Origin of the sequence: Amycolatopsis sp. NPDC049159, assembly GCF_040648295.1 — a bacterium.
GTDB classification, from domain to species: Bacteria; Actinomycetota; Actinomycetes; order Mycobacteriales; family Pseudonocardiaceae; genus Amycolatopsis; species Amycolatopsis pretoriensis_A.
In genome coordinates this window covers 1-25,490 of the sequence record NZ_JBEZDL010000041.1, presented here as the reverse complement: position 1 = coordinate 25,490, position 25,490 = coordinate 1, and the positions used below count along the sequence as shown (strand labels likewise).

Below are 25,490 nucleotides of genomic sequence, written 5' to 3'. Positions count from 1 at the left end.
ACGAGATCTACTGATCACCACCGCGGCCGGGGTCTCGCCGACCCCGGCCGCGGTGCTTCCCCGGGAGACCTCCGTGCGCCAGACACTCGCCGAACCGGACGCGTTCCGCACCGATCCGCTGACCGCCCTCGCGGGGTGGGCCGGGGACGGGATCGCGATCCGCCGGTTCGAACCCGGCCGGTACCTCGTGTCCGGCGCCGAACTCGTCCGCACCGCGCTGGCCGGGACGACGACGCCGTTCGAGGCCAAGGCGGCGACCTTCGGCGCCGTCGCCGGCTGGGTGCCCGGCTCCGAACGCAGCCGCCCGGTCAACGCCGCGCTGGCGCGGGAGCTGGACCGGGCCTGGCAGGCCGTCCCGCCCGATCGCATCACCGCCGAGCTGCGGCGGTCCGCCGAAGCCGGCAAGACCTGGCCGGGCGCCCTTTCCGGGTGCTACCTCAAGCTCTTCGGCGAGCAGCTCTTCCCCGGCCTGCCGGCGAAGGCACGGCAAGCCCTGCAGGACGCCCTCGCCGCGTCCGACGGGCTCGACCGGACGTCCACGACGCTGCGGCGGCTGCGGGGTCGGCTCGCGCACAGCCGCGCCGACGCCGCGCTCCACCGCTGGGCGGCCGAGCGCACCGGGCCCCTGCCGGAGGCCATGCGGGCCGCGCTCGGCTCGGCCGACGACGTCGCCCTCGCCCTGCACGGCCTGGTCGGCGCGGTCTGCCGGGCCGCGTCGATGGTGTTCGCCTGGACCGCGCTGCTGGACCGGGGCTGGCGGCCCGGCACGCCGGCGGGCACCACGCTGCCCCCGGCCGACGTCACCGAGCCCGCCGCCCACCGCGTCAGCGAAGCGCTGCGGCTGTGGCCGGTCGCCTGGCTGCTCTCGCGCAAGGTCACCGCGGCCACCGAGCTGGGCGGCGTCCCGCTGGTCCCCGGCGACCGGCTCTACCTGTGTACGTACCTGCTCCACCGGGACCCGGACGGCTGGGACGAGCCCGGCGAATACCGCCCGTCGCGCTGGGCGCGGCCGCCCGCGGGCCACAAGGCGCGTTACCTGCCCTACGGCTTCGGCGGCGCCGCCTGCGTCGGCTCGCGGTTCGTCAGCCGGGCGAGCGCGGCGGTGCTGGACTGCTGGGCCGCGCTCGACGACGTCGGCCTGCGGATCGTCGAGCCCGAGCCGGTGTTCGGCTCGCTGCTGGCCCCGCCGGTCGTGCGGCCCGTGCTCACGCGCTGAACCCGTCCCGCTACGCTCACCGGCGATGACCGGTTTGCCCGGTCCGCGGGGGTGGGGAGGACATGCTCGGCTTCGGGGTGCTCGGACCGCTGCGGGTCGAGCGGGACGGCGTGCCCGTCGCCGTCACCGGGCCCAAGGTGCGCGCGCTGCTGGCGGCGTTGCTGATGCGGCCGAACACCCCGGTGTCCCTGGACCGGCTCACCGAGCTGCTGTGGGGCGGCGCCCCGCCGGACACCGCGCGCAAGAGCATCCAGGTCCACGCGGTCCGGCTGCGGCGCGCGCTCGGCGACGGCGTCGTCGAGACGCAGCCGACCGGCTACCTGCTGCGCGTGCGGCCCGAGCAGCACGACCTGCTGCGCTTCCGCGAACTCACCGCCGCGGCGCGGACGGAGGACCGGCCGGACGCCGAACGCGACCTGCTCGCCGGCGCGCTCGCCTGCTGGCGCGGCCCGGTGCTCGCCGACGTCCCGGCCGAGGTCCTGAGCGAGGACGACCTCGCCGAACTCACCGAGGAGCGGCTGCTGGCGCAGGAGCGGTACTTCGCGGTCAGCCTGGATCTCGGCCACGCCGGCGAGATCACGACCGAGCTGGGCCGGCTGACGCGCGAACACCCGTGGCGGGAAGCGTTCTGGGTGTCCTACCTGCGGGCGCTGCACCGCTCGGGCCGGCGCGCCGACGCCCTCGAGGCCTACCGCGCGATCCACCGGCGCTTCGCCGACGAACTGGGCGTCGGCCCCGGCGACCGGCTGCGGCAGGCGCACCAGGACGTCCTCGCCGACGAGCCCGCCGTCCCGGAGTTCCGCCCCCGCCAGCTGCCCCCGGACGTCGCGACGCTGGTCGGCCGGACCGACCTGCTGTCCACTTTGGACGCCACGCTCGGCCCGGACCGCCCGCCGTCGACGCACTCGCCGATCGCGCTGGTGGTCGGCCCGGCGGGCGTGGGCAAGACGACGGCGGCGGTCCACTGGGCCCACCGCGCGGCCGCCCACTTCCCGGACGGCCAGCTCTTCGCCGACCTCCAGGGCTACGCGGACGTCCCGGCCCTGGACCGGCTGGCGGTCCTGACCCGCTTCGCGCACGCCCTCGGCGTCCGCCCGGGCGGTGTCCCGACCGACCTGGCCGACGCGGCGGCCCTGTACCGCTCGGTCCTGGCCGACCGGCGAGTCCTGATCGTGCTGGACAACGTGGCCGGCGCGGAGCAGGTCCGCGCCCTGCTCCCGGCCGCCCCGGGCTGCGCGGTCCTGATCACGAGCCGAGACCGCCTCGGCGGCTTGGCGGCCACGGTCGACACCCGGTTGCTGGAGCTGGCCGAGCTACCTGCGGACGAGTCGCTCGCGTTGCTGGCGTCGGTGGCGGGCGAGGGGCGGGTGGCGGCGGAGGAGGACGCGGCCCGCGAACTGGTGCGGTTGTGCGCGGGGCTGCCGCTGGCGTTGCGGATCGCGGGCGCGAACCTGGCCCTGTGGCCGGACCGTTCGGTGCGCGGGTACCTCGCGGAGCTGGCGGCCCCCGACGGGGAGCGGTCCGGCCCCGGGCCGGATCTCGTCGCCCGCTTGGCCGTACCCGGTGCCGAACAGCTCGGGGTCCGCCGGGCCTTCGACCTCTCCTTCGACACCCTCTCCCCCGCCGCCGCCCGGTTCTTCCGGCTCCTCGGCCTGCTCCCCGGAGCCGACATCGACCTCGCCGGCGCCGCCGCGCTGGCCGGGCTGCCCGGCACCGCCGGCCTCCTGCGCGAACTGGCCACGAGCCACCTGATCCAGCCCCGCGGCGACGGCCGTTTCGGCCTCCACGACCTCCTCCGCGCCTACGCCGCCGGCCGTGCCCGCGACGACCTGTCGCCCGCCGATCGCACCACCGCGAGGAACCGGCTCTTCGAGCACTACCTCCGGGCCGCCGCGAGTGCCGCCACCGCGCTCTACCCCGACCTGCAGCGGCTGCCCGACGCGCCCGAGCCCGACGAAGCCGTCGAGCCCGCCGAGGCGCGCCGGTGGTTGCTGGCCGAGCACGGGAACATCCTGGCCGCCATCCGGTGGTGCGCGCGGCACGAGCCGGGGCCGTTCGCCTGGCGGGCCGCCGACCTCCTGCGCGGGTTCTTCCACTCGCACCGGCTTGACGCCGAATGGCAGGCCGCCGCGACCGCCGGGCTCGCCGCCGCACGGTCGGCCGCGGACGAACGCGCCACCGGGGCGATGCGGCACAGTCTCGGCGCGCTCGCCTGGAGCCGCGGCGATCTCGAGGCCGCGCTGGGCGAACTCGAAGCCGCGCAGGACTCCTACCGGGCCGCCGGTGCCCTCGACGGCGCCGACTCCGTCCTGCACGCCCTCGGCGTCGTGCACCTGGACCTGGGCCGGCTCGACCGGGCGATCGAGCACTTCACGGCCGCCCTCGACGGCACGCTCCGGCGCGGCACCTCGATCCGCGCCGCGAACGGGCTGATCAACCTCGGCGCGGTGCTCATCGAACACGGCCGTCTCGCCGAGGGCGTCGAACACAACGAACGGGCGCTCGACCTCTGCCGCCGGCTCGGCTCGCCGCACGCGGCCGCGATCGCGCTGTGCAACCTCGGGTACGGCTACCGCGTCTCGGGCGACTTCCCCCGCGCGCTGGCCGTGCTCACCGAAGCACTGGAAGCGTTGCGGGAACTGGGATCCCGCGACGACGAAGCCGACGCGCTCGTGCGGCTCGCGGCCGTGCACCGGGTCACCGGCGACCTCGACCGGGCGTGGCCCGCCGCGCGGCTCGCCGTGTCGGTGGCGCGCGAGGCGGGCAACCAGCGGTTCGAAGTGGACGCGCTCGCCACGCTCGGCGACCTCCACCGCCAGACCGGCGACGCGGCGGCGGCACTGGCCGACTACTCGGACGCCCACCGGCTGGCGGAAAAGATCGGCTACCTGCGCGGCCTGATCGGTACCCGGATCGGTCTGTCCACTGTAGACGCCGACCCGGCCCGGCACGCCGGAACCGCGTTGCGCGACGCCGAACGAGGCGGCTTCCGGCTCCTCGCCGACCAGGCCAGGACCAGCCTGGCGAACCTCTCGATGGACCGGCCGGCGGAAGCGGAAACCCTGGCCGCACAAGCGGTCGACGGCTTCCGCGCCACCGGGCACCGGCTGGGCGAAGCGTACGCGCTGGTGGTGCTCGGCAAGGCCCGCGCGCGGCTCGGCGACCCCGCCGCGGCGCGCGACTGCTGGCTGGCGGCCGAGACGTCCCTCTCCGCCATCGGCGCGGAACCGGCGCTGGCCGCCGTGCGGGGTCTGCTGTCCCGCTGAAAACGATTCGACGGCCCGGCCCGGCGCTGACACAGTGGCGTTCCATGATCACCGAGCTGACCGTCGAAGACCTGCGGCTCATGCAGGGCCTGGCGCAGCGGGTCACCGCCGCCCGCCCGGAGCTGGTCAACGGCGACGCCGCCTACGGCGAACTGGCGTGGAACTGGGGCAAGGACCACGCCGCCTTCGGCGCGAGCTGGCGCCGGGAGCTGTGGTTCGACGGCGGCGACCTGGTGGCGTGGGCCTGGGCGCGCCTGCCCCACCGGGTGCGGCGCGGCGACGGCACGGTCAAGGACGTCACCGGCGCTTCGCTGGCGCACCAGGTCCACCCCGGCCACGCCGGGCTCGTGGACGAGGTGATCGCCTGGTACGAAGCCACGGCGGGCGAGGTCGACCGCTCGGCGCTGCCGGGCGTCGCCGACGAATTCGGCTTGGCGCGCTGGAAGGCGCACGGCTACGAGACCGACCCGGACGCGCTCGGCGACACCGGCTCCTGGACCCAGCTCAACGAGCGCGACCTCGGCGACGTCGCCGACCCGGTCCTGCCCGCCGGGTTCCGCTTCCGCACCGCCGCCGAGGCCGGGCCGGCCGCCGCGGTCCAGGCCCACGTCGACGCCTGGGCGCCCACGGCGTACACCGCCCAGAGCTACGAAGGCGTCCGGCACGCACCCGCGTACCGCGCCGACCTGCACCTCCTCGTCGAAGCCCCGGACGGGACGATGGCGTGCTCGGCGATCATGTGGCTCGACGAAGCCAACCGGACGGCCGAATTCGAGCCGGTCGGGACGCACCCGGGCTTCCGGCGCCGCGGCCTGGCCCGCGCGATGCTCTTGCACGGCATGCGGCTGGCGCGCGACGCCGGCGCCCGCCACATGACGGTCGCCTGCCTGGGCGCACCGGGGCACCCCGGGGCGCGTGAGCTGTATTACGGCGTCGGCTTCCGGGAGCTGTCCCGGGACGCCCCGCTCGTCAAGGCCCGGGCCTAGCGCCCGGCTCGCACCCGAAAGTGGCGGGCCCCCGTAGCGCTTTGCGCAACGATTCAGCCGAAGGCAACCTGTGCTCGAACCTCACGGCCGCCAGCCCGTTCACGCCCGCTCCCGCAGCCACGCGCGGGCGCCGGCCAGGGTCGGGTGCAGGGCGAAGGTGGTGTCCAGCTGCGTGATCTGCAGCGCGCGCAGCACCGGGCGCCGGTCGGTGACCAGCGCGAACGGCACGTCGGCGGCCGTGGTCGCCGCGACGAGCTCGGCGATGACCTGCAGGCCCGCCGAACCGCAGAAGGCGATCCCGCCGAGGTCGACGACGAGCGCCTCCGGCCGCCCGTCCAGCGCGGCGGCGGCCCGGGCGCGCAGCACCGGCGCGCTGACCAGGTCGAGGTCTCCTTCCGCCGCGACGACGACGGCTTCGGGCACGGTGCGCACGCGCACCGTCAGAGCGGGCGGGCTGTCCTCGGGCACGGGGGCGTCCTTCCTGTCGTGCCCGACCTTAGAGCGGCTGCATCGTTTTGTCATCGATTTGCCGGGTAACCACGCCTCGAGGACGACCCCGGCACACGAAAGGACACGGCCACGATGAGCACCGTCACCGAATCCGTCGACGTCGAGACCGACGTCGCCACCGCCTACAACCAGTGGACGCAGTTCGAATCCTTCCCGCGGTTCATGGAGGGCGTGGACGAGATCCGGCAGCTCGACGACACCCGCACGCACTGGAAGATCAGCGTCGGCGGGCAGACCAGGGAATTCGACGCGACGATCACCGAGCAGCACCCCGACGAGCGCGTCGCGTGGAAGTCGGACTCCGGCCCGACGCACGCCGGCGTCGTCACGTTCCACCGCCTCGACGACCGGCACACCCGCGTGACCGCGCAGCTGGACATCGACCCGGAGGGCTTCGTCGAAAACGTCGCCGACAAGCTGGGCATCCTCGACCGCCGCGTCAAGGGCGACCTGGGTCGCTTCAAGACGTTCATCGAGGACCGCGACGGCCACGAGACCGGCGCTTGGCGCGGCGACGTCGAGCGTCCCGGGAGCTGATCCCGGCCCGTGGCGCAGGCCGCCCCCGCCGTGTCCCGAACGGCGGGGGCGACCTTTGTCCTTTGTGGACAGTGTGGCTGTCGGACTTTTTCCGAATGCACCCGGCCGGAGCAGCCGGCGGGTCACACGTTCACGCTGCGTCCCCGACCGCCGGTCCCGCCGGGGAAACCCGCGTCCCGGCGCGCAGCCGTTCAGGAACCGTTCAGTTCGTGGCCGCTCCGGAAAGCGCTTTCTCTCGCCGGAACCCTTTACCCGTCCGGTGTAGGGTCTGGCGTCGAACTCGTGGGAGCGCTCCCCGACCGGCCCCGGACGAAGGAGGACAACGTGGTTCCCGGACGCAAGACCTGGTTTTCCCTGGCCGCCGCGGTACTGCTGGGCGGCGTGCTCACCGGCGTCGCCGAGGCGCACGGTTCGGCGACGGATCCGCCGTCGCGCAACTACGGCTGCTGGGCCCGCTGGGGCAGCGACTTCCAGAACCCGGCGATGGCGACGCAGGACCCGATGTGCTGGCAGGCCTGGCAGGCCGACCCGAACGCCATGTGGAACTGGAACGGGCTCTACCGCGAGGGCGTGGCGGGCAACCACCAGGGTGCGATCCCCGACGGGCAGCTCTGCAGCGGCGGCCGCACCCAGAGCCCACGGTACAACGCGCTCGACACGGTCGGCGCGTGGCAGACGGCGAAGAAGGACAACCGGTTCACGCTGACCGTCACCGACCAGGCGCACCACGGCGCGGACTACCTGCGTGTCTACGTGACCCGCCAGGGTTTCGACCCGGCGACGCAATCACTCGGCTGGGGCAACCTCGAACTGGTCGCGCAGGCCGGCCGCCTCGCCCCCGCCGGCCAGTACCAGGTCGCGGTCGACGCGGGCACCCGGACCGGACGGCACGTCGTGTACACGATCTGGCAGGCGAGCCACCTCGACCAGTCGTACTACTTCTGCAGCGACGTCGACTTCTCCGGCCGGAGGTAAGTTACGTTACATGTAATGGTCGTAATGCAAGGCGTGCCCTCGGGGTCATGGAACTGTCCTTCCCCGAAGGCCCGGCCTGCACGACCGCGGCCGAAGTGGCGGCGGCGTACTCGTCGCCGTCACTGCTGAACCATGCGATGCGGGTCTACGCCTGGGCGACGGCGCTCGGCGAGGCGCACCAGGTGGAGTTCGACGCCGAGCTCCTGTTCGTGGCGGCGATGCTCCACGACGTCGGGCTGGCCCCGGAGTTCGACAGCCACACGAGGCCGTTCGAGGTCGCCGGCGGCCACGTCGCGTGGGTGTTCGCCGCCGGCGCGGGGTGGCCGGCCGCGCGGCGGGAGCGGCTCGCCGAGGTGATCGTCCGGCACATGTGGGCGGAGGTGGACCCCGCCGAAGACCCCGAGGGCTTCCTGCTGTCGAGGGCCGCCGCGGCCGACATCGCCGGGCGCGGCGTCGCGGAGCTGCCCGGTGCCTTCCGCACCGGCGTGCTGACCCGGTACCCGCGGCTGGACCTCGTCACCGAGTTCCTCCGGTGCTTCCGCGACCAGGCCGGCCGCAAACCGGACAGCTCGGCCGCGGCCGCGATCCGCAACGACCTCGCCACCCGGATGGCGGCCAACCCACTCGAACGGGGCTGATCACATGCAGGCCATCACCGTCCGGGACCGCACGGCGGAACCCGAACTCACCAAACTACCGCACCCGCACGCGGCGGAGAACGACGTCGTCGTCCGGGTGCACGCCGCCGCGTTCACGCCCGGCGAGCTCACCTGGCCGGCCACGTGGACCGACCGCGCGGGCCGCGACCGGGCGCCGAGCGTCCCCGGCCACGAACTCTCCGGCGTGGTGACGGAACTCGGCTACGGCACGACGGGCCTGACCATCGGCCAGCGCGTGTTCGGCCTGGCCGACTGGACCCGCGACGGCACCCTCGCGGAGTACGTGGCGGTGGAAGCCCGCAACCTGGCCCCGCTCCCCGCGGACATCGACCACGTGACGGCCGCGGCGTTGCCGATCTCGGGTTTGACGGCCTGGCAGGCCCTCTTCGACCACGGCCGCCTGGAGTCCGGCCGGACGGTCCTCGTCCACGGCGCCGCGGGCAGCGTCGGATCCTTGGCGGTCCAGCTGGCACGCTCGGCGGGAGCCCGGGTGCTGGGCACGGGCCGCCCTTCGGACCGCGAGACGGTGCTCGGCCTCGGCGCGGCGGCTTTCTTCGAGCTGGACCAGCTGACGGAGGTCGACGTGGTCCTCGACGTCCTGGGCGGCGAGGTCCTCGACCGTTCGGCGGCGTTGGTGCGGGCGGGCGGGACGCTGGTGACGATCGCCGAGCCGCCCCGGATCCGCCCGGCCGACGGGCGCGCGGTCTTTTTCGTGGTGGAACCGGACCGAGCCCGGCTGACGGACTTGGCACAGCGAGTACGGGACGGCCGTCTCGAGGTGCGGGTGGGCGCGGTGCGGCCGCTCGCGGAGGTGCCGGCGGAGTTCGCCCACCGGACCCGCGGGAAGACGGTGATCAGGGTGACCGAGGAGGAGTAGCCGGCGGCTGCCCCTTCGGCCGGGCGCCGCGGTTGGCCGGGCGCCCATCCCGGGCGCGCCCCGATACCGCCGCGAAACCCGCTCCGGTGCGCCACTCGCACCGGAGCGGGTTCATTTACGCTTGTTTCGGGCGCCGCAAACGCCCACTCACATCGGCGACCGCCGTGCCGGGCTCGGGCACTCGCGCAGGTTGCCGCACACCTCCCGACCGCGCCCCAGCGACCGCCGCGCCAGGCTCGACCACTCCCGCGGAATTGCCGCGCCCTGGCCAACCCACGGTGCCGCACACCTCCCGACCGCAAACACCAGCGACCGCCGCGTCAGACTCAGCCACTCCCCAGGATTGCCGAACACCCGCAACTCGCCGCTGCCGCACACCTCCCAGCCGCAACCCCAGCGACCACCGCACCAGTCTCGCTACTCCCGCGGAGTTGCCACTCCTCGGTGCCCCACACCTCCCAGCCGCAACCCCAGCGACCACCGCACCAAGCTCAGCCACTCCCGCGGGATTGCCGCGACCCGGGCAACTCACCGGCACGCATAGCCACAAGCCCCAGCATCCGCCGCGCCAGGCTCAGCCACTCCCCAGGATTGCCGCGACCCGGCCAACTCACCGGCACCGCATAGTCACAAACCCCACCGACCGCCGCACCAGGCTCAGCCACTCCCGCAGAGCTGCCGCGCCGACCTACTCAGTCCGGCCCCGTGCCGCACCCATCCCACCGGCAAGCATTTCCCGCCTGCCCAAGGCATGCCGCTGCCCCGCGCCCCCGATCGCGGGGGTGCGGGGCAGCGGTTACCAGAACTAGTGGGCCTTGTTCTGGCCCCGCGAAACCGGCTCGCGGCCGTTCTTCGCGCTCTCCGTCGGCTTCGCCTCAGGCTTCACCTCGGGCTTCGGCGGCACCGCAGTCGGCGCCGGCGCAGGCGCCGGGGATGCCTGGGGAGCCGCCGGCTTGTCGGCCGCCGCAGGCGGAACCGAAGCCGGCTTCGGGGCGACCGGCTTCTCCGACGGCACCGCCACCGGCTTGTCGGCCGGCAGCGTGGCCGGGTCCGCGGCCTGGTCGGCCAACGGGTTCGGCCGTCGGACCTGCACCACCGCGACGATCGCGCCCGCCACCGCGGCGGCCGCCACCACCCAGGGCCAGCGGGCTCGCTTACCGCGCTCGCCGCGGGCCACGCCCTTCGCTTCCTGCAGGGCCACCGCCAAGTCACGCTTCGCCGTGGCCACCGCCTTGCGCCTGCGCCGGCCGGACTCGTTCGCCGAGCCCACCACCGCCGCTACCGCGAGGGCGGCCTTGCGGCCCGGGTCGCGCATCTTCGCCGCACGGGCCAGTACCTCGTCGCGGGCGGCCGTGGAGTTGGACAGCACGTCGCGGCGGGACGACCGCGTGCTCTTGTCCAGGTCCTTGGTCGCCGCGCGGCCGACCTTGGCCAGCTCGTCCTTGCTTTCGGCCAGTTTCCGGTCGGTGATTTCGACCGCTCGCACGGCCGCGGCCGCACCCACTCGCGCGGCCTCCGCGGCGAGATCCCGAACGCCGGCCGCCGCCGTCTTCACCGATCGCCCGACCGGGGCGTCGCCCTGGCTCATGTGATCACCTCTCACTCGTCGCCGCAGGCACAGCCTGCTCAGCCTCACACCTGTGGGCTACCCAGTGGAGGGCCGTCCGGAACCTCGACCACTCGACGGCGTCACGCCCGCACGTCGGGGAGGCTCGCGCCGCGCTGACCGCGCCAGGCCCCACCGGCGGATTCGGGGTCGGTGGACCGGCTCGACTCCTCCCACTTCTCGCCCGCCGCGACGCGGTGCTGCCAGGCCTCCCGGCCGAACTCGCAGGCGTCGCTGCCGGCCAGCAGGCGCAGCGGCGGGTCGTCGAGGTCGGCCACCTTCCGCGGGTCGCCGTTCGCGTGCTCTTCGAAGTCGGCCATCGCCCGCGCGGACACGCCGACGGTCACCTCGTACGGCTCGCTGGTCGGCGGCGTCGCCATCGACGCCCCCGCCCAGCCGGTGTGCGTCCCGCCGGGTTCGAGCACGGTGATCTTGATGCCCGGCGGCCCGACCTCGGTGGCCAGCGAGACCTGGATGATCCGGCCGCCGCCCTGTCGCCGCGCCCGCGGGATGCGCCGGTGACGAAGAAGATCATGGTTCTTCCCAGCCCCGCCAGCTCGACCAGGACAGAGAGGCCCGCAAGAACGCCCTCCTGACGGCGGCGCGCGAGCTCGCGGTGGAGCGCGGTGTGCGCGAGGTCACACTGACCGAGGTGACGAAGCGGGTCGGGCTGCACCCGTCGGCGCTGCGCCGGTACTTCGAATCCCGCGAAGAACTCCTCCCCGAGCTGGCCGAACAGGGCTGGGCCGACTGGCGCGACCGGCTGAGCGCCGCTGAAGTGGCCGACGTCGTCAGCGGCTCGCCGGAGCAGTGCCGCGGTTCTGCGACCTGCGGACGCACGTGGTCCTCAGCTCTGATTTCCGTCACCGCCGATCACCGCCGACCGCCGCGGCTCACTCGCCGTACAGCGCGAGCTGCTGGAACGCCGCGAGCGCGGCGTCGATCGGGTGCGGCTGGGGCCGTCCGGTGGCGTCGAGTTCGTTCCACCGCTGCAGGTTCAGCGCGAGCGCCAGCTGCCGCCCGCCGTCGGCGCGGGTCATCGCCAGCGCGCCGCCGCCCCAGACCGTGCCGCCGTGGCCCCAGAACGTGGGCTGTCCCGGCGCCTCCGCCGGGTGCAGGCCGAGCCCGTACGGGATCACCTTGCCCTCCTGGGAAATCACCGGCACGGTTCGCTGCATCTCCGCCAGCGACGCCCGGCTGACGACTTCGCCGGCCAGCAGCCGGGCGTAGAAGCGGTTGAGGTCCGCGACGGTCGAGATCAGCGACGCCGACGGCCCGACCCACGACATGTCGTAGACGCTGTAGTCGCGCGGCGGGTCGATCATCCCGAACCAGGACTCGTAGAGCCGGGAGTGCGGGCCGTCGATGTGCGTGCCGCCGGGCAGTTCGGTGTCGCGGAGCCCGGCGCGCTCGATGACGTCGCGGGTGATGACCTTCTCGGCCGCCGTGCCGGTCACGTGCTCGAGGAGTTCGCACAGCAGCAGGTAATTGGTGTTCGAGTACAGCCCGGGCGTGCTGCCCGGCGCGCCGGCGGCCGGGGCGCCGACCCCCAGCGCGATCAGCTCGACGGGGTCGAAGTGGGTGAACCGGTGGTCGTCCAGGCTCTGCGGCGACGTCTTCGCCAGGTCGGGGAACGCCCGCAGCGACGGATAAGCGCAGGGCAGGTACTCGGCGAGCCCGCTGGTGTGGTTGATCAGCATCCGGACCGTGATCGCGTCGCCGGGCACCAGATTCGGCAGGTAGTGCCCCACCGGCTTGTCGAGCTCGATCCGGCCCTGCTCGACCTGCGCCAGCACCGCGGCGGCGGTGAAGGTCTTGGTGATGCTGCCGACGCGGTGCCGCATTCCGGCGGTGACCGGCCGCCCGGTATCGACGTCGGCGACCCCGGCGGCGCCGCGCCAGACGTGGTCGCCCGCGCGGACTTCGGCGAACAGGCCGGGTACGCCGGCGCAGTGGACGTCTTCGAGAGCCGCGTCGAGCGCGGAAGAATTCAGCACTGTGTCCTCCCAGAGCCGGGGCCCGACGACCGGGCCCCTTGCGTCCTCATTATGCACGCGGTGCGTGCAACAGCAAGTGCATAGGCTATGCTGAAGACGTCGAAAGGGGCGAAATGGCGGGCCGCAGGCGTTGGACGACCGAAGAAATCCTGGACACGGCCGCGGAACTGCTGCGCACGAGCGACGCGGAGTCGTTCAGCGTGCGCAAGCTGGCCGCGGCGCTCGGGACGGACTCCTCGAGTCTCTACCGGCACTTCCGCACCAAGACGGAGCTGCTGCGCGCGCTCGCCGACCGCATCCTGGTGTCCGCCGTGGACGGCTACCGGCCCGAAGGCGACTGGAAGGAACGTCTCACCGCGCTCGCCCGGCGCCTGCGGGAAGCGTTCGGCACGCAACCGCAGATCGCGGCGATCTGGGGCCGCTACGCCTCGGGCGGCCACGGGTCCCGGCTGGTCATGGAGCAGGTCCTGGCGGCGTTGCGCGAGGCGGGCCTCCCTGAGGAGGAGATCCCGGCGCGCTACCACCGGCTCGCGATCCTGATCGCCGCGCTGATCTCGGCCGAAGCCGGCGTCACCACCATCACGCCGGAGGAGCGCGAGCAGAGCCTGGAGCTGTTCCGCGTCGCGGTGCTGGGCGCCGACCCGGAACGCTTCCCCGCGCTGGCCCACTTCGCCCGCGACGTCCGTCCCCTCGGCGCGGAGCGCGGCGCGGCGTTCGAAGAACTGATCGCCGCCCAGCTCGCCGACATCGAGGCCGCGATTCCCCGCTGAGCCACCGCATGGCCGTATACACCCGGCCTCGTGGTTGGTTAACCTCCGCCGGTGAGGTTCCTCAGTGTCGCGCTCACCGTGCTGTCGGCCGCCGGCTTCGTCGTTCCCCTTTCCCCGCCCGCGCAAGCCGCGGCGCCGGCGCCGTGGGTGGGACCGCTGAGCACCCGGGGGCGCTACATCGTCGACGCCAACGGCGACCGGTTCAAGCTCAAAGCCGCCAACTGGCACGGCGCGAGCGGGACGTGGACCGGTTCGGGCGACACGAACGACCCCGCCAACCACCACGCCGGCGAGATCGCCTACCAGACCCCGCTCGGGCTGGACCGCGCGCCGATCGACACCGTCATCGACGGACTCGCGCAGCTGGGCCTCAACAGTGTGCGGCTGCCGTTCTCCAACGCGATGATCCACGACCCGAACGCGGTTCCCGACCTGCCGGCCAACCCCGGCCTGCACGGCCTCACCCCGCTGCAGGTGTACGACCGCGTCGTCGACCGGCTCACCGCGCGCGGGTTCGCCGTCATCCTCAACAACCACACCACGACGGCGCGCTGGTGCTGCGGGCTCGACGGCAACGAACGCTGGAACACCGCGCAGAGCGAGCAGCAGTGGCAGGACGACTGGCTGTTCATGGCCCGCCGCTACGCCGCGAACAAGCGCGTGGTCGGCGCCGACCTGTACAACGAAGTCCGCCGCAACACCTTCGACGACCCGAACTGGGGCTGGGGCAACGGAACCGACTGGCAGCGCGCGAGCCAGCAGGTCGCCGACCGGATCCTCACCGAGGCCAACCGCGACCTGCTGATCATCGTCGAGGGGATCAACTGGACCGGTCTGCCCATCGACGGCTTCGCCCACGGCCGTCCCACGCTGGAGCCCGCGCGCACCCTGTCGCACACGCTCGTCGACTCCGGGAAACTCGTCTATTCGGCGCACTTCTACGGCTACACCGGGCCGAACCACTCCGGCGCCACCGGCGTCGGCGAGACGCACGACCCGCGCTACCGCGACCTCACGCCCCAGCAGCTGCGCGACACCCTGTACCGGCAGGCGTTCTTCGTCGAGGCCGAGACCGGCAAGCACTACACGGCCCCGCTGTGGATCAGCGAGTTCGGCGAAGGCCGCGGCACCACCGACGCCGCTTCCCGCGCGTGGTTCGAGAACTTCGTGGACTACCTGGCCGAGACCGACACCGATTTCGCCTACTGGCCCGCGGTCGGCTTCCAGACCAACGGCTCCGGCGACGGCTGGTCCCTGCTGGCGTGGGACGCGGCGGGCCGGCGCATCGACGTCCTCGACGGGTCCGACTGGCGCGGCCCGGCCTGGCAGCGGCTGGTGAACGCGCCCGCGCGCACCGGGCAGGTCCCGCCGGCCGCGCACTGGTCGATGCTCGACCTGGACTACGCCGACTTCCCGGCGTCACGGACGATGCGCGCGAAGCCGGACTGGGATCCGGGCGCGCGCAAGGGTTCCTGCCCGGACGGCCAGCGCCTCACCGGCCTGGCGCACACCGGCAACCGCGGCCTCTGCACCGGCACGCTGCCCACGCCCACGGCGTACACCGCCGTCCGCGACGAGTCCTTTGTGGACACCGACTGGGCGTCCGGTTACACCAAGGCCCAGTGCCCGCCGGACCACGCGGTCGTCGGCTACAGCGTCAAGGGCACGGCGGTTTCCGCGGTCCTGTGCGGCCGCTCCCCCACCCCGCTCGGCCGTACCGGCCGCACGGTCTGGTTCGACCGCGGCGACAACCGCCCTGCGGGCGACCTCGGCGGCGATTTCGCGTCGGGCAACTACAAGGGGCAGTGCAACCCCGGCGAGTACGTCGCCGGGGTTGCCTATACGGGCCGGCTCGGGTCGAACCGGACGCCCGATGCGCTGCTCTGCCGCTCCTGACCTCAGGATCAGGGCGATGGTGTAGCAAACCCGGCCGCTCGGACGACTCAGCACACGTCCAGGTCCGTCGTCACGGAGGAGGGCGACCGGTGTACCGCGTCGTCAGGCTGGTGGAGCAGTGGGCTTCCCAGTTCATCCACGATTCCGCAGCAGCCGACGCGCGCGTCGGTGAACTGGTCACCCGAGCGCTGGGTGACGACCCGGCGATCCAGCTCCTGATATCGGAGGCAGCCGGTGGCGCCGTGACGGAACGGACACGCACGCGGGCACTGCTCGCACTGGAGGAAGAAGCCGAACGCAACCCCTCGTTCGGCCGTGAGCTGCGTGCGGCCATGGGTCCATCGGACGACTTCGCCGCGCCAGCGAACGGCATCGCGCCGATTCGACCGGCACTCGTAACAGCGTCAATCGGCGAGCGGGGCGAGGAAGCTGTCATCTCGGACGCCCCCAACGTCGTGAAACCGCTGTTCTTCGGTCGCGACGACGCCGAACACGACATGGCGGACGGCCTGCTTCGCGAAGGGTTCGTGGCGACCACGGTCTACGAGGAAGTCCTCGCCGGGCGCAAGAACCTGATCGTCGGGCGCAAGGGTTCCGGGAAGAGCGCCATCTGCATGCGGATGGCGACGAGTGATCCAGGGCCCGACCGGTCCTACCTGATCACCCCGGACGATGCCGCCGGTGAGGTCCTTCGGGAATTCACCCTGGAGGGACTCACCGCACCCGCGGCCAAGGCGCTCCTGTGGCGATACGTGTTCGCGCTCCACGCTGCCCGGTTGCTCGTCCGGCACCCGCGCGCGGTGGGCCGGCAGCGACGACGACCCGCTTCGGTGGGAGTTTTGGAACGCTTCCTCCGCGACAACGGCGAACTCGACGACCAAAGCCTCTACCACCGGGTCACGCGGGCGGGCCGCAGTCTCGTGTCTTCCGTCTCGCTCGAGGCGTTCGGGGCGAAACTGGCCGTCACCACGAACAATGCGCCGGCGGGCGTGCGCGCTTCCCGCCAGCTCGAGATCGTCGAAGCGGGCGTACGCCAGGTTTTCGACGACCTCGACTGGGTGGAACGCACCGGGCCGCTGCTCATCCTGGTCGATCAGCTGGAGCAGATCTGGTCGAGCGAGCCGGAAAGCGCCGCACTCGTGATCGGCCTGCTGCTGGCCAGCAAACACGTGGCACTCACGTACGGCAAAGCCCTTCGGTGTGCTTCCTTCGTCCGATCGGACATCTACGACGCCCTGGACTTCAGCGACGCCGACAAGTTCCACAGCGACGAAGTCCGGATCAGCTGGACCAGCCACCAGCTCCACGAGCTCGCGATCACCCGGGCCGGCGTGGCTTTGGGAAGGCGGCTGACGCCGGACGAGCTGTGGGGCGAGGTCTTCCCACCCCGGATCCTCGGCGAGCCGACCGCCGACTACCTCTTCTCCCGTTCCCTGCCGAGGCCTCGTGACGCGATCCAGTTCCTGAACCAGTGCCGGGACACGGCCCATGGCAACGGCCACCACCTCATCACCGCGACCGACGTCCTGGACGCGACCCTCGTGTTCTCGCGCTGGAAGATCCTCGACCTCGCGAAGGAGTACCGGGTGCGGTTTCCGTTCCTGAGCTCCTTGCTGCCGATTTTCAGGGACATCGGGTACGAGCTCACCCGCACCTCCATAGCGCGGATGTTCGGCCCGTTCCGGCAAGGGCTGGCGGACCGGCATCCCGCCTACACTCACTTGCTCGATCCCGACTCGGTCATCGAGTTGCTCTTCTCGGTCGGCTTCCTCGGAGTTCGCCGTCGCGAGGGTTATGTCTACGCCGGAACAGCGGAGACCTCGATCCGGCCGCAGGAGAGCGAGTTCTGCATTCACCCGTGCTTCCGCCCAGCACTCAACGCGACACGACCGACCGAGCAATCCGTCGTCAACAGGGTCACCGGCGACGTCGTCGGAACAGTCATGCAGGCCGGCGCCGTCCACGGCACTATCCACATCGGCGGGGCGGTGGCCGGACATGACGTAGACATTCCGCCGCCTCCTCCTGAGGCGAGCCGCTCCTAGACGACGGTGAAGCTCGACGACAGCGTCGCCGCGGAGCTGTTGCCGACGTAGACCTCGATCTTGCCCGGCTCCACGCGGAACGCGGCCGCGTTGTCGTAGAACCCGACGTCGTCCGGGGTGAGCGTGAACGACACCGTGGTCGACGCGCCCGCGGCGAGGGTCACCCGCTGGAAGCCGCGCAGCCGGCGGACCGGCTGGACGATGCTCGCGACCGGGTCGCGCAAGTAAAGTTGCACGACCTCGTCGCCGGCGCGGGAACCGGTGTTGGCGACCCGGACGCTCACCTGGATCCGCCCGCCGCGGGCCGGCAGGCGCGTGTCCGAAAGCCGGAGGCCGTCGATGCGGAACGTCGTGTACGACAGGCCGTGGCCGAACTCGTAGAGCGGGCCGGACTCCAGGTCGAGGTACTTCGACGTGTACTTGTTGGCCGGATCGGCCGGGCGGCCGGTGTTCTCGTGGTTGTAGTAGATCGGGATCTGCCCGACCGCGCGGGGGAAGCTGACCGGCAGCTTGCCGCCCGGGTTGACCGTGCCGAACAGGACGTCGGCGATCGCGTGGCCGCCCTGCACGCCCGGCGCCCACGCCTCGAGCACGGCGGGCGCGTTGTCGTGCAGGTACGGGATGGTCAGCGGCCGGCCGTTGACGAGCACGACCACGAACGGCTTGCCGGTCTCCTTGATCGCGGCCACCAGCTGCTGCTGCACACCCGGGAGGTCGATGGTGCTGCGCGCCGCCGCTTCGCCGCTCATCGCGGCGGTTTCGCCGACCACCACGACGGTCACGTCGGCCGCGCGCGCCGCCTGCTGCGCCGCGGCGAACCCGCCGGTGTCGGTGCCGTCGACGGTGCAGCCGGCGGTGTAGGTCACCGTGGCTCCCGGCGCCGCGGCCTTGATCCCGTCGACCACCGTCACCGGCGGTGTCGTCGAAGCGCCGGTGCCCAGGCCCGACCACGTGCCGTTGAGGTCGTAGGTCGCCGCGCCGAGCGGGCCGACGACCGCCACCGAGCCGACCGACTTCGCCAGCGGCAGCACCGGCCCGTCGTTCTTGAGCAGCACCATGCACCGCCCGGCGGCCTGCCGCGACGCCGCGAGCGCGGCCGGTGAAGGCGCTTTCACCTCGGTGGACTCGTCGACGTAGGGGTGGTCGAACAAGCCGAGCCGGAACTTGACCAGCAGGATCCGGCGGACGGCGTCGTCGATCTGGTCGCGGGTGATCCGGCGCTGGTCCAGCAGCCGCTGCGCGAACTCGGCGTAGTTCGTGCTGACCATCTCCATGTCGACACCGGCGGGCAGGGCGGCCGCCGCGGCGTCCGCGCCGTCGCCGGCCAGGCCGTGCAGGATCAGCTCCTGGATGCCCGTGTAGTCGCTGACGACGAAGCCGCCGAAGCCGTAGCGGCCCTTGAGGACGTCGTGCAGGACGTAACCGTTGCCGTGCGCCGGCACGCCGCTGATGGTGTTGAAGCTTGCCATCACGGTCGCCACGCCGGCTTCGACGCTGGCCTTGAACGGCGGCAGGTAGAAGTTGTGCAGCCGCTGCAGCGAGACGTCGACGGTGTTGTAGTCGCGCCCGCCTTCGGCCCCGCCGTAGGCCACGAAGTGCTTGGCGCAGGCGGCGAGCCGGTCCGGCGCGGAGTAGTCGCGCCCCTGGTAGCCGCGCACCTTCGAGACGGCGAGCTGCGTGGCGAGGTAGGGGTCTTCGCCGTACCCCTCGGCGATCCGCCCCCACCGCGGCTCGTGGGTGACGTCCATCATCGGCGCGTACGTCCAGTGGATGCCGCTGCCACGGGCTTCCTTCGCCGAGACCGTCGCGTCGGCGCCGGCGACGGCGGGGTCGAAGCTCGCGCCCTGGGCCAGCGGGATCGGGAAGTTGGTGGTGTACCCGTGGATCACGTCGAGGCCGAAGATCAGCGGGATCTTCAGCCGCGTCCGCTCGACGGCGAGGTGCTGCAGGGCGTTGAGCTCGGCCGCGCCGACGACGGAGAAGACGCCGCCGAGCCGCCCGTCCGCGAGCGCCGCGCGAGCCGTGGTCTCGTCCCCGACGAGCTGGAGCTGACCGACCTTTTCGGCCAAGGTCATCTTCTTGAGCAGCGCTTCGACGCGTTCGTCGTGCTGCGGCCGCCCGCCGTTCTCGGCGGCGGCGGCCGTGGCGGCGGGGGCGAGCAGCCCCATCGAGGCGACGCCGCCGGCGAGCCCGGCGAGCACGCTGCGCCGGTTCACCCCGTCCGCGGCCGTGGTTTCGTGACTGACCTGCTGCGACATGGCGGGGACCTTTCGCGAGGCACACAGAAGCGGGGGCGGACTCCTCGGATCGGGATCGGGCGCGAACAGCGTATGCCGCGTCGGCGGCCCGCGCAGCACTCAGCGGCGGGGGTCCCGGCGGCGGCCGCGGGAAAACAAAAACCCCCCGCCTTTTCCGGCGGGGGGTGAATGCGTTCGAGCGGGACCGGCTTTCGTTTCCGGCCGGTCCCGCTCGAGCCGGACGTCGCCGGCCCGGGGAATCAGTTGCCCTGGCTCGTTCCGCCGTCGGCGATGGCGCCCGCCGCGCAGTTGTACGGGGATTCGCCACTGGCCTCGTGCGAACCCGGGGAAAGGATCGGCACACCGATTCCGTTGAGCGCGTTGCGCACCGGGACCTGGACGCCCAGCACGTTGACGTCGTTGTCGCACACGCCGAGCGTGGCGTTGACGTTGTGCAGCGCGTCGGTGTTGTTCAGGTTCAGCAAGCCGAGCTGGTCGTTCTGGTCGTAACCGTGGTGCCCGTGGCCGTCCGGGGTGCCGGCGGCGGCGACCCCGCCGGCCAGGAACGCGCCGGCGGCCATCGTGGCCACGACGAAACCAACCTTCTTCAGCATGGGAAAACTCCTCGAATCGGCGAATTGCGGTTTCCGTCCCGCACGGCAGAACCTACTTTCGCCTTCCGGGCGCTTTCCACTTCAGGCCACCATCGTGTGGGTGCCGCGAACCGCTGACCGCGCGGCCGTTGCCCCGAACGGGTCAGCGGGCCGGCCAGGGGTTCCCGGCGGTGAGCCGGGCCGTGAACCCCGTGTGGTCGCGGTGGAGCGTGACCTGGCTGCACACCTGGTGCGTGATCCACAGGCCGCGGCCGCCGACCTCGCGCTCGGCCGGCAGCAGGCCGGCGAACGGGTCGCCGGGGCCGTCGCCGGCGTCGTGCACGGTCACCACCATGCACGCCGGGTCGGCCCAGATCCGCAGGGTGACCGGCGGGCGGCCGTGGCGCAGGGCGTTGTCGGCGATCTCGCTGACCGCGAGGACGAGGTCGTCGATCTCCGCGGCGGGCAGCTCGGTCTTGTTCACGGCCAGCACCGCCTGCCGCGCCTCGCGGGGCTGCGGGTCGGCGAGCTCGACCAGCGGCGGGGTGCGCTGGATCGGGTAAAGCACCATCGGCCGCGGACCGGCCAGGAAGGCGAGCGGGTCGACGTAGCCGTCGTTCGCGCGGCGCCCGCCGGGGGTGGCGACGAACGGGTGGGTGCGGGCGACGTCGTCGAGCACGTGGCGCGGGGTCGTGCGGGTGTCGTAGGCGCAGATGCTGCGCAGCGGGAACTCGTCGTAGGCGTGGTTGACCGCGGACTCGTAGCGCGCCCACCAGTCCCAGGACGTGTCGATCGCGGCGCGCGGGATCTCGCCGAAGATGCGGATGCCCGCCGCCCCGCCGGCGACGAACCCGGCCATCAGCTCGCGGTAGGACCGGATCGCCGCGGGGGGCCGCGCGTAGAGCTCGCCGGTCGCCAGGAAGTGCGTGCCCGAGTCCGCGGGGAGCGCCGCGCGCAGCAGCTCGGCGCGGTCCGGCTCCAGCGAGACGACGGTCGGCTCGCCCGCGGCGATGCCGCCGGTCAGGAACGGCACGCCGACGGCGAGCAGTTCGTCGTCGGACGCGTAGTGGACGGCGGCGTGGTCGTAGCCCCTGGCGGCGGTTCCGGTGCTCACCACGCCGCCTCCACCCGGACGCTGGACAGGTCCAGCAGCTCCAGCAGGCGGGCGGGACCGGCCAGGCGCGTCCGCAGGGTGACCGTGGTGTCGCGCCGGTCGGCGTAGGCGGCCACGGCGAGCAGGCCGCGGTGGTCGATGAAGGTCAGGCCGGCGGCGTCGATCGCGATCGTCCCCCCGGCGGCCCGCAGGTCGGCGCGCTCCAGCGCCAGCGGCCACAACCGCCGGGCCGCCGGGTCGACGTCGCCGGCCAGCGCGGCGCTGCTCTCGGGCCGGCCGTGGCCGTGCAGGTGGAACGGGGTCGCGCCCGCGTGGGCGGCGGGGTGCAGGCAGGCGAGCTGGGCCACGACGTCCTCGCCCAGCTCCTCGAGGTCGTAACCGCACAGCGCCGACATCGGGTTGGCGGCCATGAAGTGGTCGACGCGGTGCTCGTAGCGGGCGAAGGCGTCCAGCTGGGCCGGGGTGCGCACCAGCGACGTCACGTCGGCGGCGACCCGCAGCCCGGTGTACCCGGCGGCCAGCGCCTCGGCCGTCGCCGCGGCGTAGCGCTCGACCTGGGTGACGGGGTCGACCGCGGTCCCCGTGCGGTAGGCCGCCTCGACCGGGACCACCTACACCGCGCCCCGCCGGAAGGCCTCGTCGAGCCGCGCGTCCACGCGCAGCTGCCCGGCCAGGGCCGTCTCGTCGCCGGACGCGACGTAGAGGATCCGCTCCCCCGCGGCGACGCCGTCGGCGAGGAAGTCCCGGGCGCGCGTCACGAACTCGCCGACGTCGCGGTAGCCCCAGCACACGTGGTCGAAGGCCGCCGGAGGAGGCCCGTGGGTCGGCATCTGCACGAGACGAGCGTACGCCGCCTCGGGCGACGCGCCGGACCTTCCGCGGTTAACCGTCCCCTTACCGGGAAAGCCCGGTCCGACCACCACCCCGGACGAAAGGGAACACCCGTGTTCCGTCACACGAAGCTGCTGCAGTTCGAAGCCAAGCCCGAAAAGCCCGACCCGGTCTACGCCCACAAGCTCCAGGAGCTCATCGGCGGCGCCTTCGGCGAGATGACCGTGACGATGCAGTACCTGTTCCAGGGCTGGAACTGCCGCATCGAAGGCAAGTACAAGGACCTGATCATGGACACCGCGACCGAGGAGATCGGGCACGTCGAAATGCTGGCCACGATGGTCGCGCGGCTGCTCAAAGGCGCCCCCTCGACCGTCACCGCCGAAGCCGTCAAGGACCCGGTGATGGCCGCGATGATCGGCGGCATGGACGTCCAGCAGGCCATCGTCGCCGGCGGCGGCGCCCTGCCCGCCGACAGCAACGGCACCCCGTGGAACGGCAAGTACATCATCGCCTCGGGCAACCTCCTGGCCGACTTCCGCGCCAACGTCGCCGCCGAAGCGCAGGGCCGGCTGCAGACCGCCCGGCTCTACAACATGACCGACGACCCCGGCGTCAAGGCGATGCTGCAGTTCAACCTCGCCCGCGACACCGTGCACCAGAAGCAGTGGCTGGCCGCGATCGAGGAGCTCAAGGCCGACGGCCTCGAGGACGAGATCGCCCCCAATGCGCTGCTCGACGAGGAGGACCAGACCCACAACCACACCATCTGGCACCTCTCCGACGGGCCCGACGGCGCCAAGGGCTCCAGCTGGACCACCGACGCCGGCATCGAGTACCTGATGGAACCCGAGCCCCTCGGCGGCCCGGGCACCGCACCCAAACCCGACCCCGCGCTCTACAGCACGTACGCGCCGCTGCAGGACGCGAAAGGCACCGTCAAGGGGAAGGCGAAGGCCGCCAAGAAGAAGCTGAGCTGACCCGGGGCCCGGGACCGCCGCGCGCGACGGCGGTCCCGGGCCGGGCGGCCGTCCGGGTGAGGAGAGGCACGTCACGGGTACGAGCAGCGCCGGCCGGGTATCCGGGCGGAGTTCATTCGCGCACTGTGGAGGCCCTGTGCAGCCTTGGCCCGGTACCCCCTACCCGCTCGGCGCCGACTACGACGGCGTCGGCACCAACTTCGCGCTCTTCTCGGAGGTCGCCGACCGCGTCGACCTCTGCCTGTTCGCCCCGGACGGAACCGAGACCCGGGTCCGGCTGCCGGAGGTCGACGGCTTCGTCCACCACGGCTACCTGACCGGGATCGGTCCGGGCCAGGAGTACGGCTACCGGATCCACGGACCGCACGACCCGGCGCGCGGCCTGCGGTGCAACCCCGCCAAGCTGCTGCTCGACCCGTACGCCAAGGCCGTCACCGGCCGCGTCGACTGGGACGAGTCCGTGTTCGGCTACCGCTTCGACCGCCCCGGCGAGCGCAACGACGACGACTCCGCGGCGCACACCGTCCGCGCGGTCGTCGTCAACCCGTACTTCGACTGGGCCAACGACCGGCCGCCGAAGGTGCCCTACAACGAGACGGTGGTCTACGAAGCCCACGTCCGCGGGCTGACCAAGCTCCACCCGGACATCCCCGAGGAGCTGCGGGGCACCTACTCCGGGCTGGCGCACCCGGTGATGGTCGAGTACCTCAAGTCCCTCGGCGTCACGGCCGTCGAGCTGATGCCGGTCCACCACTTCCTGCACGACCACGCCCTCACCGAGCGCGGCCTCGCGAACTACTGGGGCTACAACACGATCGCCTACTTCGCGCCGCACAACGAGTACGCCGCCTCGATCATGCCCGCCACACCGGGCAGCGAGGTGCACGAGTTCAAGGCGATGGTGCGGACGCTGCACGAAGCCGGCATCGAAGTCATCCTCGACGTCGTCTACAACCACACCGCCGAAGGCAACCACCTCGGGCCGACGCTGTCGATGCGCGGCATCGACAACCAGGCCTACTACCGGCTGGTCGAGAACGACCCGCAGTACTACATGGACTACACCGGCACCGGGAACTCCCTCAACGTCCGCCAGCCGCACACCCTGCAGCTGATCATGGACTCGCTGCGGTACTGGGTGACCGAGATGCACGTCGACGGCTTCCGCTTCGACCTCGCCGCCACGCTCGCCCGCGAGTTCTACGACGTCGACCGGCTGGCCACGTTCTTCGACCTGGTGCAGCAGGACCCCGTGGTGAGCCAGGTGAAGCTGATCGCGGAGCCGTGGGACGTCGGCCCGGGCGGCTACCAGGTCGGCAACTTCCCGCCGCTGTGGACGGAGTGGAACGGCGCCTACCGCGACACCGTCCGCGACTTCTGGCGCGGCGAACCGGCGACGCTGGGCGAATTCGCCTCGCGCATCACCGGCTCGTCGGACCTCTACCAGAACGACGGCCGCCGCCCGTTCGCGTCGATCAACTTCGTCACCGCGCACGACGGCTTCACCCTCGACGACCTGGTGTCCTACAACGAGAAGCACAACGAGGCCAACGGCGAGGACGGCCGCGACGGCGCCGACGACAACCGGTCGTGGAACTGCGGCGCGGAGGGCCCGACCGAAGACGAGAAGGTCCTCGACCTGCGGGCCCGCCAGCGCCGCAACATGATCGCCACGATGCTGCTGTCGCAGGGCGTGCCGATGCTGCTGCACGGCGACGAGCTCGGCCGCACCCAGCAGGGCAACAACAACGCCTACTGCCAGGACAACGAGCTGTCGTGGGTGGACTGGTCGCTGCTGGAGCACAACCGCGAGCTGTTCGAGTTCACCTCGGCGGTGATCGGCCTCCGGCGGCAGCACCCGGTGTTCCGCCGCCGCCGGTTCTTCGCCGGCCGGCCGATCCGCCGCGGCGACGAGCTGCGCGACATCGCCTGGTTCACCCCGGGCGGCGACGAGATGACCGACCAGGACTGGGAAGCCGGCTTCGGCCGCAGCATCGTGGTCTTCCTCAACGGCACCGCGATCCCCGACCTCGACGCCCGCGGCGAGCGCGTCGTGGACGACTCGTTCCTGCTCTGCTTCAACGCCCACGAGGACGACATCACGATGACCGTCCCGGGCGGTGGGTACGGCGAGGAGTGGGCGGTGGTGCTCGACTCCACCACGGGCGAGGTGTTCCACCGGTCGGTGGGCGACGTCCTCGTGGGCGGCGTGGCGGGCGACCAGCTGACGACGCCCCGCACGGTCCCGGGCGGCGGCTCGCTGGTGGTCGGCGCGCGGTCGCTCGCCGTCCTGCTGCGGACAGCGGGCCAGGAAGGCTGAACCCGTCGTGGGTGTTCAGGGCGGTTGCCCGCCCAGTTGGGCCGGTCGTAGAGCACCTTGAAGATGGTAGCGAAG

General features: G+C 72.5%; 19 protein-coding genes and 2 pseudogenes. 13 read left to right on the top strand and 8 right to left on the bottom strand.

Annotated features, from left to right (window positions below; genetic code table 11):
- Positions 1-73: 73 nt before the first annotated feature.
- The 3 genes from AB0B33_RS44735 to AB0B33_RS44725 all read left to right on the top strand — a co-directional run bounded on the left by AB0B33_RS44735 (position 74) and on the right by AB0B33_RS44725 (position 5,468).
- Positions 74-1,216 (top strand): cytochrome P450, encoded by a 1,143-nt coding sequence (locus AB0B33_RS44735; RefSeq protein WP_360783743.1) that lies wholly within the window; start codon positions 74-76, stop codon positions 1,214-1,216.
- A gap of 62 nt (positions 1,217-1,278) precedes the next feature.
- On the top strand, positions 1,279-4,482 hold the full coding sequence (locus tag AB0B33_RS44730; RefSeq protein ID WP_360783741.1) for a BTAD domain-containing putative transcriptional regulator: 3,204 nt from the start codon (positions 1,279-1,281) through the stop codon (positions 4,480-4,482).
- A 44-nt stretch (positions 4,483-4,526) separates the two neighbouring features.
- Positions 4,527-5,468, top strand: coding sequence for a GNAT family N-acetyltransferase (locus AB0B33_RS44725; RefSeq protein WP_360783738.1), 942 nt, complete (start codon positions 4,527-4,529; stop codon positions 5,466-5,468).
- Positions 5,469-5,567: 99 nt separating this feature from the next.
- Here the strand turns inward: AB0B33_RS44725 and AB0B33_RS44720 are convergent, their stop codons facing one another.
- The gene (locus AB0B33_RS44720; RefSeq protein WP_360783735.1) at positions 5,568-5,936 is read right to left on the bottom strand and encodes an STAS domain-containing protein; all 369 of its coding nucleotides are present in this window, start codon (positions 5,934-5,936) and stop codon (positions 5,568-5,570) included.
- Between the two features lie 114 nt (positions 5,937-6,050).
- Here AB0B33_RS44720 and AB0B33_RS44715 point away from each other — a divergent pair, with 114 nt between their 5' ends.
- The 4 genes from AB0B33_RS44715 to AB0B33_RS44700 all read left to right on the top strand — a co-directional run bounded on the left by AB0B33_RS44715 (position 6,051) and on the right by AB0B33_RS44700 (position 9,026).
- A complete protein-coding gene (locus AB0B33_RS44715; RefSeq protein WP_360783733.1) occupies positions 6,051-6,515 on the top strand; it encodes an SRPBCC family protein in 465 nt (154 codons plus the stop codon).
- A 324-nt stretch (positions 6,516-6,839) separates the two neighbouring features.
- Entirely contained in the window at positions 6,840-7,490 is a 651-nt protein-coding gene (locus AB0B33_RS44710; protein WP_360783730.1) for a lytic polysaccharide monooxygenase, read from the top strand.
- A 47-nt stretch (positions 7,491-7,537) separates the two neighbouring features.
- Positions 7,538-8,128, top strand: coding sequence for an HD domain-containing protein (locus tag AB0B33_RS44705; protein ID WP_360783727.1), 591 nt, complete (start codon positions 7,538-7,540; stop codon positions 8,126-8,128).
- Positions 8,129-8,132: 4 nt separating this feature from the next.
- Positions 8,133-9,026 carry an NADP-dependent oxidoreductase gene (locus tag AB0B33_RS44700; RefSeq protein ID WP_360783724.1) on the top strand — a complete coding sequence of 298 codons (894 nt, stop codon included), beginning with the start codon at positions 8,133-8,135 and terminating at the stop codon, positions 9,024-9,026.
- A gap of 805 nt (positions 9,027-9,831) precedes the next feature.
- Here AB0B33_RS44700 and AB0B33_RS44695 read toward each other — a convergent pair.
- Both AB0B33_RS44695 and AB0B33_RS44690 read right to left on the bottom strand, forming a co-directional pair.
- Positions 9,832-10,614 (bottom strand): hypothetical protein, encoded by a 783-nt coding sequence (locus AB0B33_RS44695; protein WP_360783721.1) that lies wholly within the window; start codon positions 10,612-10,614, stop codon positions 9,832-9,834.
- 101 nt (positions 10,615-10,715) lie between these two features.
- A complete protein-coding gene (locus AB0B33_RS44690) occupies positions 10,716-11,057 on the bottom strand; it encodes a hypothetical protein (RefSeq protein ID WP_360783718.1) in 342 nt (113 codons plus the stop codon).
- A 167-nt stretch (positions 11,058-11,224) separates the two neighbouring features.
- Here AB0B33_RS44690 and AB0B33_RS44685 point away from each other — a divergent pair.
- Positions 11,225-11,347, top strand: a pseudogene (locus AB0B33_RS44685) (TetR family transcriptional regulator); the annotation flags it as partial.
- A gap of 178 nt (positions 11,348-11,525) precedes the next feature.
- Here the strand turns inward: AB0B33_RS44685 and AB0B33_RS44680 are convergent.
- On the bottom strand, positions 11,526-12,629 hold the full coding sequence (locus AB0B33_RS44680) for a serine hydrolase domain-containing protein (protein WP_360783715.1): 1,104 nt from the start codon (positions 12,627-12,629) through the stop codon (positions 11,526-11,528).
- Between the two features lie 113 nt (positions 12,630-12,742).
- Between AB0B33_RS44680 and AB0B33_RS44675 the strand changes: the two genes are divergently transcribed.
- The 3 genes from AB0B33_RS44675 to AB0B33_RS44665 all read left to right on the top strand — a co-directional run bounded on the left by AB0B33_RS44675 (position 12,743) and on the right by AB0B33_RS44665 (position 17,340).
- Positions 12,743-13,399, top strand: a complete 657-nt coding sequence (locus tag AB0B33_RS44675; protein ID WP_360783713.1) for a TetR/AcrR family transcriptional regulator — start codon at positions 12,743-12,745, stop codon at positions 13,397-13,399.
- A 78-nt stretch (positions 13,400-13,477) separates the two neighbouring features.
- Positions 13,478-15,295, top strand: coding sequence for a cellulase family glycosylhydrolase (locus AB0B33_RS44670; RefSeq protein WP_360783826.1), 1,818 nt, complete (start codon positions 13,478-13,480; stop codon positions 15,293-15,295).
- Positions 15,296-15,384: 89 nt separating this feature from the next.
- Positions 15,385-17,340: a hypothetical protein gene (locus tag AB0B33_RS44665; protein ID WP_360783710.1), complete on the top strand. Its 1,956-nt coding sequence runs from the start codon at positions 15,385-15,387 to the stop codon at positions 17,338-17,340.
- On the opposite strand, the gene AB0B33_RS44660 is transcribed toward AB0B33_RS44665, so the two are convergent.
- From AB0B33_RS44660 to AB0B33_RS44645, 4 genes and pseudogenes are all read right to left on the bottom strand, one after another.
- Positions 17,337-19,598, bottom strand: a complete 2,262-nt coding sequence (locus tag AB0B33_RS44660; RefSeq protein ID WP_360783707.1) for a glycoside hydrolase family 3 N-terminal domain-containing protein — start codon at positions 19,596-19,598, stop codon at positions 17,337-17,339. The genes AB0B33_RS44665 and AB0B33_RS44660 overlap by 4 nt on opposite strands.
- Positions 19,599-19,837: 239 nt before the next feature.
- On the bottom strand, positions 19,838-20,191 hold the full coding sequence (locus tag AB0B33_RS44655) for a hypothetical protein (protein WP_247024544.1): 354 nt from the start codon (positions 20,189-20,191) through the stop codon (positions 19,838-19,840).
- A 142-nt stretch (positions 20,192-20,333) separates the two neighbouring features.
- A complete protein-coding gene (locus AB0B33_RS44650) occupies positions 20,334-21,284 on the bottom strand; it encodes an anti-sigma factor RsbA family regulatory protein (RefSeq protein ID WP_360783703.1) in 951 nt (316 codons plus the stop codon).
- Positions 21,281-22,114, bottom strand: a pseudogene (locus tag AB0B33_RS44645) (MEDS domain-containing protein). Before AB0B33_RS44645 ends, AB0B33_RS44650 begins: the two are co-directional and overlap by 4 nt.
- A gap of 114 nt (positions 22,115-22,228) precedes the next feature.
- Here AB0B33_RS44645 and AB0B33_RS44640 point away from each other — a divergent pair.
- Entirely contained in the window at positions 22,229-23,095 is an 867-nt protein-coding gene (locus AB0B33_RS44640) for a manganese catalase family protein (RefSeq protein WP_360783700.1), read from the top strand.
- 136 nt (positions 23,096-23,231) lie between these two features.
- Positions 23,232-25,415, top strand: a complete 2,184-nt coding sequence (gene glgX / locus AB0B33_RS44635) for a glycogen debranching protein GlgX (protein ID WP_360783697.1) — start codon at positions 23,232-23,234, stop codon at positions 25,413-25,415.
- Positions 25,416-25,490 lie beyond the last annotated feature (75 nt).

Bases quoted from the DNA above. Each gene is read 5' to 3' on its own strand.
- AB0B33_RS44730 (WP_360783741.1), top strand. From the start codon at position 1,279: ATGCTCGGCTTCGGGGTGCTCGGACCGCTGCGGGTCGAGCGGGACGGC.
- AB0B33_RS44700 (WP_360783724.1), top strand. From the start codon at position 8,133: ATGCAGGCCATCACCGTCCGGGACCGCACGGCGGAACCCGAACTCACC.
- AB0B33_RS44715 (WP_360783733.1), top strand. From the start codon at position 6,051: ATGAGCACCGTCACCGAATCCGTCGACGTCGAGACCGACGTCGCCACC.
- AB0B33_RS44725 (WP_360783738.1), top strand. From the start codon at position 4,527: ATGATCACCGAGCTGACCGTCGAAGACCTGCGGCTCATGCAGGGCCTG.
- AB0B33_RS44705 (WP_360783727.1), top strand. From the start codon at position 7,538: ATGGAACTGTCCTTCCCCGAAGGCCCGGCCTGCACGACCGCGGCCGAA.
- AB0B33_RS44660 (WP_360783707.1), bottom strand. From the start codon at position 19,598: ATGTCGCAGCAGGTCAGTCACGAAACCACGGCCGCGGACGGGGTGAAC.
- AB0B33_RS44675 (WP_360783713.1), top strand. From the start codon at position 12,743: ATGGCGGGCCGCAGGCGTTGGACGACCGAAGAAATCCTGGACACGGCC.
- AB0B33_RS44655 (WP_247024544.1), bottom strand. From the start codon at position 20,191: ATGCTGAAGAAGGTTGGTTTCGTCGTGGCCACGATGGCCGCCGGCGCG.
- AB0B33_RS44695 (WP_360783721.1), bottom strand. From the start codon at position 10,614: ATGAGCCAGGGCGACGCCCCGGTCGGGCGATCGGTGAAGACGGCGGCG.